This is a genomic window from Mesorhizobium sp. L2C084A000 (assembly GCF_000502875.1).
GTDB lineage: Bacteria > Pseudomonadota > Alphaproteobacteria > Rhizobiales > Rhizobiaceae > Mesorhizobium.
Genome location: NZ_AYWX01000002.1, coordinates 488,980 through 497,789, shown reverse-complemented (window position 1 = coordinate 497,789; position 8,810 = coordinate 488,980). Strand labels below are relative to the sequence as shown.

Here is an 8,810-nt window from a genome sequence, read left to right as displayed (position 1 = left end):
TGTTTTGACGCGGTTCTAGACGGAAAACCGCTTCACACTTTTCCTGGAATTGCTCTAGTCGAACAGGCTCGACACCGATTCTTCGGTCGCGGTGCGCGAAATGGCTTCGCCCATCAGGTCGGCGATCGAGATGACGCGGATGTTGGGAGCATCGAGCACGCCCTGCGTCGGCTGGATGGAATCGGTGATCACCAGTTCCTGGAGCTTCGAACCGCTGATGCGGGCAACCGCGCCGCCCGACAGCACGCCGTGCGTGATATAGGCGGTGACGCTGGTGGCGCCGTTGGCCAGCAGCGCATCGGCGGCGTTGCACAGCGTGCCGCCGGAATCGACGATGTCGTCGATAAGCAGGCAATCCTTGCCGGCGACCGCGCCGATGATGTTCATGACTTCCGATTCGCCGGGACGCTCGCGGCGCTTGTCGACGATGGCCAGTTGCGCATCGAAGCGCTTGGCCAGCGCACGGGCGCGGACCACGCCGCCAATGTCGGGCGAGACCACCACGACGTTGCCGAGCTGCTTGTATTTGGCCTTCACGTCGCGGGCCATCACCGGCACGGAAAACAGATTGTCGGTCGGAATGTCGAAGAAGCCCTGGATCTGGCCGGCATGCAGGTCAAGCGTCAGAACGCGGTCGACACCGGCGCGGGTGATCATGTTGGCGACCAGCTTGGCCGAGATCGGCGTGCGGCCGGAGGCGCGGCGGTCCTGCCTGGCGTAGCCGAAATAGGGGATGACCGCCGTGATGCGCTTGGCCGAGGAACGCATGAAGGCATCGATCATGATGAGCAATTCCATCAAATGATCGTTGGTTGGGAACGAGGTCGATTGCAGGATGAAGACATCCTCGCCGCGCACGTTTTCCTGGATTTCGACGAAGATTTCCTGGTCGGCGAAGCGCCTGACCGTGGCTTTGCCCAGCGGGACGTTGAGGTACCGGGCGACCGCTTCGGCCAGCACCCTGTTGGAATTGCCCGCGAAGAGTTTCATGCACGGTTCCTGGTGGAGGATGATGAGACCTGACGGACTCGCTTGCGCCCTTTAACCGGGCTTTTAGCGGCCCGCGCCGGTATTGCAAGCGCCGAGATCGGGAATCCGCCGGCTAAACTCAAGAAAGCTCCGCGCCATCGCCGGGCTGCAACAGGGAGCAGCGGACTTGCGCTGCCCCTTCTTCTCGTCGGGCATCGGATTTTCCCAAAACCGTCTCCACTTTTGGGTCCGATGCCTCTAGCCCGCCTTGCCGCCGAGCCAGGCCGCGAATTGGTCGATGGTCTGATCGGCGATCGTCTGCATGGTGGCCGGCGAGACCCCCTTCCAGCTGTCGCCGCCCGCGCTGGCGCCGGAATTGACCGACGGAGCCTTCTGCTGACCATTGATGCGGTGCAGCCGGTTGCCGGCGGGGTCATAGATATCCCAGACGTAGATGACGGTGATGTCGGCGCCTTCCGACATCGTCGAGAAATAGCCCTTCAGCACATGTGTCACGGTCTGGTCGGCGCTGCCGGCGAGCGTGATACCGCGCTGCCTGGCGCGGGTCTGCAACTCCGCCGTCAGAGGTGTCGCGGCTTCCACCGAAGCGCCGACGATCGGCGCGATCTGCAGGCGGGTCTTCGACAGGATGGCAGCGCTTTGGGCTGATGTGACCGGTGCGGCGGTGGTTGCGGGAGCGCCCGCCGTGCTGGTGGCGGGCAGCGTCTGGGTCGACGTCGCCGGCGGCGTGATCGCCGACGGTTCGAGCACGTCCTTTGCGTTGGTGCAGGCGGCAAGAGCCAATGCCACAAGCAATGACACGGTCGTCACATGCGATCGTCTCATTTGCCTTCTAACTCCTTGGCGAAGAACGCCTCCCACTGTGGATTCACTGTACGATCAAGTCGAGATCATGGCGGGACAGCGGCTTGGGCTGGGATTCGGTGGTCAGGTAGGTGCGGCCAAGCGTCATCGCCGTCTCGGTATCGGAGTCCATGATGATCATATGGGCGAACAGCGTCATGTTGGGCGCGATCGGTTCGGGATTGCCCTGGTAGAACATCGGCATGTCCATCCAGGACGGGGTGAAGCGGGCGCCGACTGAATAGCCGCAGGCGTTCAGCCGGTGCTTGGTCAGGCCGTGCGCCTCCATGGTGCGGGCATGCGCATCGAAGACGTCGCCGAAGCTGTTGCCCGGCGTCATCGCCTTTTCGACAGCCAGAAGGGCCGCGCGGGCGGCGTCGAACAGTTCCTGATGGCGCTTCGACACCTTGCCGGTCAGCACCGTGCGCATCATCGGTGCGTGGTAGTGGTTGAAGACGCCGGCCCATTCGAGCGTCAGCTGGTCATTTTTGGTGAGCTTGCGGCGGCCGGCCTTGTAGCGGCACAGCAGCGCATCGACGCCGGAGCCGATGATGAATTCGTTGGCCGGATAGTCGCCGCCGCCGGCAAAGATCGCACCCTGCATGGCGGCCAGGATCAGGGCTTCGTCGCCGCCTTGCTTGATCAGCGGCAGCGCCGCGTCGAGCGCATCATCGGAAAGATTGGCGGCCTTCTCGGCCTTGGCGACCTCGGCCGGGCTCTTGAACAGGCGCAGACGGCCGACAATGCCGGACGCATCGGCGATCTGGCCGAAGGTCTGCAACTGTTCGTCGAGCCGTCGGCCATTGAACGCGGTCAGGCCATGGGTGTCGTATTCGACGCCGATGCGGGCGCCGAGCAGGTCGAGTTCGTTGAGCAGATTGCGCAGGTCGACCGCCGGATTGGCGCCGTTGCGGTCCGTCCACAAGACGATGTTGTCGATAATCGAGGTCTGACGCGCCTGGCGCAGGTCGGCCGAGCGGGTCAGAAGCACCATCGAACCGTCGGCCTTCACCACCAGGCACTGGAAGAAGCAGAAGCCGAACGTGTCGTAGCCGGTCAGCCAGTACATGCTTTNCATGCTTTCCTGCGCGAACAGCAGGATGGCGTCGAGCTTCTTTTCGGCCATCTCGATGATCAGCCGGTCGCGCCGCGCGTCAAATTCAGATCGTTCAAAATGCAGCGCCATTATTCCCTCTCCAAGACAATTGCCGAAACCTGCCGGCCGTAATCGGGCTCCTTGCGATGCGTGGTGCGCCGGTAGGAGTAGAACAGGCCCTCCTCGGCGTAAGTGCAGCGGTCGAGGCCCTCAGCCGTCACGCCGGCCTTGGCCAACCGGTCAACCGTGTAGCGGTTGAGGTCGAACATCGCATGGCCGGCATTGGCGGACGGCGCGAAATAGAGGATGTTTTCGGCGTCGGCTTCGACAAAGCGGGCGACGAATTCCGGGCCGATCTCGTAGTTTTGCGGGCCGATGGAGGGGCCCAGCACGGCGACGATGTTTTGACGCCGGGCGCCGAGGCTTTCCATTGCCAGGATGGTGTTTTCGAGCACGCCAGTGAACGCGCCTTTCCAGCCGGCATGCGCGGCGCCGATGATGCGCGCCTGGGCATCAGCGAACAACACGGGACCGCAATCGGCGGTCGAAGCGCCGATGGCGATGCCCGGTCGGTCGGTGACGATGGCGTCTGCCTTGGGCCGCTCGCCGGCAAAGGGCTCCCTGGCGATGATGACGTCGGGCGAATGGATTTGCCAGGCGGTTAACAGATGGCTCGCCGGCACGCCCATCCATGCCGCGACACGGGCGCGGTTCTGCGCCACAAGCATCGGGTCGTCATTCGATCCGGTGCCGATGTTGAGGCCCTGGTAGATGCCGCCGGAGACACCGCCGACGCGGGTGAAATAGCCGTGGCGAATGCCTTGTGCCCGCGCCTTGTCCAGCAGCGGCGACCGAACGGGATCCGGTTTGGTCTGATTCAGCATGCGGGCGTTGTTGTCCGTGTGGGCGGTTTCGTCAAGAAGAAGGTGCTTGGTCGAGAACAGGCGCTGCAAAGCGCGGACGGGAGATTGGGAGGGGTGGCGGTAAAAAGTCAATCCGCCCCGGCGAAGGGCCGAACCGCCACGCCGCGGGGCAGTACCGCAAGCACCTTGAACAGCTCGCCCATGGCTTGCGGCCCTGCGAGGCGCTCGACGTCCCCGGCGATCCTTTCGCGCGCCGCCTGGCCGGCATCGGCGCCAAGCCGGCCGGCGCGCTCGAGGATACCCATGCCGAGGAGGAAGTCGCCCTGTGTCGTCAGATGAGCTTCGAGGCCATGTGCACGCACGATCATGGCAAGGGCGGCGAAATCGACATGGGAGGTGAGGTCGGCCTCACCGGGATTGGCCAGCACATCTTCGTGATCGTGGCTGCGCAAGGCCTGAAGCGTGTCCCCGACACCCGGCTGGAAATGGCCGTAGTCGAGAAACAGGCCAACGCCGCCATGCCTGGATATGCGCTCGGCGATCGTTGCCATGAGCGCGGTGCGGGCAGGCGCCACTTCGGCAATCGCGCCTTGCGGCGCTTGAGTGGCATCGGCGGGCAGCAGCGTCGGGTCGACCGAACCGGCGCCGGCGAAGAAGCAAAGGTCGTTGGTCTCGTCGAGGCCGACCATGCGCTCGCGCCAGCCGGTGCCGGCTCGGACGAACTGGCGGATGGGCACGGCGTCGAACAGTTCGTTGCCGACGATGAACAGCGGTTGCTGCGGCAAGGTCTCGATGGTTTCATGCCAGCCAACCGCGAAGGGTGTGGCGCCAAGCGTCTGCTTCTGCACCTCGGTCAGGCGCGGGCTGGTCTCGATCATGGCGAAGGTGGCGCCGCTGGCCAGATCAGGATCGAGCCGCGACAGCGTACGCAACATGTCCTTCATCAGCGTGCCGCGGCCGGGGCCGATCTCGGCGATGGTGGCCGGCAGCGGCCGGCCGCTCGCCTGCCACGCCTGGTACATCCACACGGCGACCAGTTCGCCGAACATCTGGCTGATTTCCGGCGCGGTGATGAAGTCGCCGCCCGCACCAAAAGGCTCGCGCGTCGTGTAGTAGCCGTCCGCCGGGTCGAACAGGCACAGCGCCATGTATTCGTTGATCGGAAGTGGCCCCAATGCCTCGATCAGGTCGACGATGCGGGTTTTCAGCCGTGTCATGCCGGCTGCGGCTGCGCCACCGGCCTGGCGGTCAGCATCGCCCAGATACCGGCCAGCACCATCGGCGTCGACAGGATCATGCCCATGGTCAGCCAGTTGGTGCCGAGGAGGTAGCCGAGCTGCTGGTCGGGCTCGCGGAAGAACTCGACGAAAATGCGCGACAGGCCGTAGCCGCAGATGAAGGCGCCGCCGACGAAGCGCGGCGTCTTCAGCTTGAGGCGCGAATGGGTGAGGATGCGCAGCACGAGGAACAGCACCACGCCTTCGAGAAGCGCCTCGTAGAGCTGGCTCGGGTGACGGGCAAACGGCCCGCCATTGGGGAATTCGAAAGCCCAGGGCACGTCGGTCGGGCGCCCCCATAGCTCGGAGTTGATGAAGTTGGCGACGCGCACCAGGCCAAGGCCGACCGGCACGCCGGCCGCCACGACGTCAAACAGCGACCAGATGCGGATGCCGCGCTTGATGGAAAACAGCGTCATGGCGAGGATGACGCCAAGCAGGCCGCCATGGAACGACATACCGCCTTGCCAGACCGCCAAGATGTCGAGCGGGTGGGCGATGTAGCGTGGCAGATCATAGAACAGCACATAGCCGGTGCGGCCGCCCAGCACGACGCCGATGGCCGCCCAGACGATGAAGTCGTCGAGATCCTCCGGCTTCATCGGCAGGACGCCGTTCGGCCATAGCTTGGCATTAGAGGCGAGCCGCTTGGCATACCACCAGGCGAACAGGATGCCGACGATATAGCCGAGGCCATACCAATGCACCGCCAGCGGCCCGATCTGGATGAGGATCGGGTTGATGTTGGGGAAGGGTAGGGAGGCCAGAGGCAGCAGGAAATATTCGTTCAACGGGGAACTCTCGGTTGCGAACGTGTTTGCGCGCGGACCATGCGGCAGGGTTTTGGCAGGGTCAAGGCAAGGTGGGCGCCCTCGACTTGATGCCGCAGCGCGGCGCAACATGCTTGCATTCGACGCGCGGCGCCATTACCTCATTTCGAGCAAGCGAGGATTTGCCATGTCGACCGGACCGAACCGCATTCTCGATGAATTCGCCAAGCTGATGACCGATGCCGCCGGCGCTGCCCAGGGCGTGCGCCGGGAGGTGGAGACCGCCTTCAAAGGCCAGGCCGAACGCATCCTCAACACCATGGACGTGGTGCAGCGCGAAGAGTTCGAGGCCGCGCGCGAGATGGCCGCCAAGGCCCGGGAAGAAAACACCCGCCTTGCCGCCCGTATCGAGGTGCTCGAGGCGAAGCTTGCGGAACTGGCCGGTGACGCCGCACCGGCGGCGGCGGCCAAGCCCCGCACAAAAAAATAATCGTTAAACTTTTCCACATAGCCCGATCCTGAAAAGCGCTTTGCCGTGAATCGCTTAACGGCATTGCATGAATCTTTGTGACAGCGGCTTTCCACATGCGAATGACGCAGTGCGAAAAATTGGGCTGTTCACGCGACTCCCGATCAATAGACTGAATTTGTTGCATGATTCGGAGCAGGGTCATGCGACCGGGCGGTGGGGTCCGGTCTGGGGTCTTTGCGTCGAGAAGTCGTCTTTTGCGCAGGAAAGTCCTGGCCGTCCGAGTTCTAGACAAGATTGTTCGTTGTGTGTGCCCTCCCGCGGAGCGTGTGGCGGCGCTCGTACAGAACGACAGGAAGCATTCCATGGAACTTCTCGAACTCGAATTCTCCCGCGAAATCCATCCGGTGGATGTTATCGAGCAGGTGGCCCACAACAACGACTGGTCCTTTGAGCGGGCAGGCGACGACGAGATTTCGATCTCGGTTGCCGGAAGCTGGACCGACTATCACGTCTCCTTTTCGTGGATGGAGGATTTCGAAGCGCTGCACCTAGCCTGTGCCTTCGACATCAAGGTGCCGGAGACCCGCGCGCTGGAAGTGATGCGGCTCTTGTCGTTGATCAACGAGCAGATGCTGTTTGGCCATTTCGACCTCTGGGAGCAGGAGGGCGCGATTATGTTCCGCCAGTCGCTGCTGCTGGCCGGCGGGGTCGAGCCGTCGAGCCAGCAGGTCGAAGTGTTGCTGTCGTCGGCGCTGGAAGCCTGCGAATGCTATTTCCAGGCGTTCCAGTTCGTCGTCTGGTCGGGAACCTCGGCCAAGGACGCCCTGGCCGGCGTGCTGTTCGAGACCTACGGCAACGCCTGAGTCCCCGTGAGGCAGACAAGACCAAGATGAGTTCGAACAGCGAGCGCAAGCCCGAGATCAGTTTTGCCGATTTCGATCGTGTCGACATCCGCGCCGGCACGATCGTCGAGGCCGAACCGTTTCCCGAGGCGCGCAAGCCCGCATTCAAGCTGAAGATCGATTTCGGCCCCGGCATCGGCATCAAGAAATCGTCGGCGCAGATCACCAAATATTATACACCGGAGACGCTGATCGGCCGGCAGGTGTTCGCGGTGGTCAATTTCCCGCCGCGCCAGATCGGTCCATTCATGTCGGAAGTGCTGACGCTCGGCTTTCCCGACGAAGAGGGCGCTGTGGTGCTCGGAGCGATTGAGCGCAAGGTGCCGGATGGCGGGCGGTTGTTTTAGGCTAGAGGAACGACCGTCGTTCCTTCGCGCTCCCTCCGTCCTGCTGATGTCGAACAGTACGATGCCGCCAGCCTTGAGTCAGGCCGCCAGCTTGCGCGTTGTGCCCAGTGCTTCCTCGACCGTATCGAGAAACATCTCCGCACAGGCTTTCCAGCTATAGCGCATGGCACGTTCGCGGGCTTCGGCACGGTCTACATTGAGCGCGGCAAGCGAGGCCTCGCGCAGATCGTTGGAGACCGCGCCGCCGAAGCCGTCGCCGACGATGTCGACCGGCCCGGTCACCGGATAGGCGGCAACCGGCGTGCCGCTGGCCAATGCCTCGATGATGACGTTGCCGAACGTGTCGGTGCGGCTCGGGAAGACGAAGACATCGGCCGAGGCATAGATCTCGGCCAGTTCGTCGTTGGGGCGATGGCCAAGGAAATGCGCTTGCGGATATTTTGCCTTGAGCCTGGCAAGCTCGGGGCCTTCGCCGACGATCACCTTGCTGCCCGGCAGGTCGAGGTCGAGAAAGGCGGAGAGGTTCTTTTCGATGGCGACGCGGCCGACGCAGAGGAAGACAGGGCCGGGGAAGCCGAGATCCTTCTTCTTGTCGGGCCGGAAATGGTCGGTGTCGACGCCGCGCGTCCACGGCCGCAGCTTGGTGAAGCCGCGCGCTGAGAGGTCGTCTGCGAGCGACTGGGTGGCGACCAGCGTGCCTTGGCCGGAATTGTGGAAATCGCGCAGCCAGCGATAGGCCCAGCTTTCCGGCACCGGCAGCCGTGCGCTGAGATATTCGGGGAAGCGCGTGTGATAGCTGGTGGTGAACGGCCTGCCGGCATTGCGGCAATAGCGCCGCGCCATGATGCCGAGCGGTCCTTCGGTGACGATGTGGATGTGGTCGGCTCTGCCGGCGTCGATCAGGCGCGCGACATGGCCGGGCGTGGTCAGCGCCAGCCTGATGTCGGGATAGGTCGGCAAGGGCAGGGTGCGAAAGATGTTCGGCGTCAGGAAATCCACGGCGACATCGAAGGATTTCAGCGTCTCGGTGAGCCGCTCCAGCGTGTGGACAACGCCGTTAACCTGCGGCCGCCAGGCATCGGTGACCATCAATATGCGCATGGCGGCCCTTTGCAGGAAAGGTCGACGGTTGCCTTGAGACGATGCCGGAACGGCGACCAGCCCGCTGCTCTCGCTTCGCTCCAGCGCACCCGGACGGGCACGGGGTCGAAGTGAGGCGGCAAGGCCGAATCGATTGAGGTCGCGCGCTT

Annotated in this window: 11 protein-coding genes; 3 read left to right on the top strand and 8 right to left on the bottom strand. The window is 63.6% G+C overall.

Annotated elements, in window-relative coordinates; all coding sequences use genetic code 11:
- Positions 1-54: 54 nt before the first annotated feature.
- The 7 genes from X735_RS158845 to lgt all read right to left on the bottom strand — a co-directional run bounded on the left by X735_RS158845 (position 55) and on the right by lgt (position 5,860).
- On the bottom strand, positions 55-990 hold the full coding sequence (locus X735_RS158845) for a ribose-phosphate pyrophosphokinase (RefSeq protein WP_013530002.1): 936 nt from the start codon (positions 988-990) through the stop codon (positions 55-57).
- 63 nt (positions 991-1,053) lie between these two features.
- Entirely contained in the window at positions 1,054-1,185 is a 132-nt protein-coding gene (locus tag X735_RS1000000170240; protein ID WP_280940280.1) for a hypothetical protein, read from the bottom strand.
- Positions 1,186-1,227: 42 nt separating this feature from the next.
- Complete coding sequence (locus tag X735_RS158850; protein ID WP_023809815.1) at positions 1,228-1,815, bottom strand: hypothetical protein; 588 nt, start codon at positions 1,813-1,815, stop codon at positions 1,228-1,230.
- A 43-nt stretch (positions 1,816-1,858) separates the two neighbouring features.
- On the bottom strand, positions 1,859-3,019 hold the full coding sequence (locus X735_RS158855; protein ID WP_023809814.1) for a Xaa-Pro peptidase family protein: 1,161 nt from the start codon (positions 3,017-3,019) through the stop codon (positions 1,859-1,861).
- The gene (gene pgeF / locus X735_RS158860; RefSeq protein WP_023809813.1) at positions 3,019-3,813 is read right to left on the bottom strand and encodes a peptidoglycan editing factor PgeF; all 795 of its coding nucleotides are present in this window, start codon (positions 3,811-3,813) and stop codon (positions 3,019-3,021) included. The genes X735_RS158855 and pgeF overlap by 1 nt, the downstream gene beginning before the upstream one ends.
- Before the next feature lie 107 nt (positions 3,814-3,920).
- Entirely contained in the window at positions 3,921-5,009 is a 1,089-nt protein-coding gene (locus X735_RS158865) for a class I SAM-dependent methyltransferase (RefSeq protein WP_023809812.1), read from the bottom strand.
- Positions 5,006-5,860 (bottom strand): prolipoprotein diacylglyceryl transferase, encoded by an 855-nt coding sequence (lgt, locus tag X735_RS158870; protein WP_023809811.1) that lies wholly within the window; start codon positions 5,858-5,860, stop codon positions 5,006-5,008. Before lgt ends, X735_RS158865 begins: the two co-directional genes overlap by 4 nt.
- 166 nt (positions 5,861-6,026) lie before the next feature.
- Between lgt and X735_RS158875 the strand changes: the two genes are divergently transcribed.
- The 3 genes from X735_RS158875 (at position 6,027) to X735_RS158885 (ending at position 7,560) form a co-directional block, all read left to right on the top strand.
- Positions 6,027-6,329: an accessory factor UbiK family protein gene (locus X735_RS158875; protein ID WP_023809810.1), complete on the top strand. Its 303-nt coding sequence runs from the start codon at positions 6,027-6,029 to the stop codon at positions 6,327-6,329.
- A 344-nt stretch (positions 6,330-6,673) separates the two neighbouring features.
- Positions 6,674-7,174 (top strand): YbjN domain-containing protein, encoded by a 501-nt coding sequence (locus X735_RS158880; RefSeq protein WP_013893499.1) that lies wholly within the window; start codon positions 6,674-6,676, stop codon positions 7,172-7,174.
- A gap of 26 nt (positions 7,175-7,200) precedes the next feature.
- The gene (locus tag X735_RS158885) at positions 7,201-7,560 is read left to right on the top strand and encodes a tRNA-binding protein (protein ID WP_023809809.1); all 360 of its coding nucleotides are present in this window, start codon (positions 7,201-7,203) and stop codon (positions 7,558-7,560) included.
- A 78-nt stretch (positions 7,561-7,638) separates the two neighbouring features.
- Here the strand turns inward: X735_RS158885 and X735_RS158890 are convergent, their stop codons facing one another.
- Positions 7,639-8,661 carry a glycosyltransferase family 1 protein gene (locus X735_RS158890; protein WP_023809808.1) on the bottom strand — a complete coding sequence of 341 codons (1,023 nt, stop codon included), beginning with the start codon at positions 8,659-8,661 and terminating at the stop codon, positions 7,639-7,641.
- Positions 8,662-8,810: the final 149 nt, after the last annotated feature.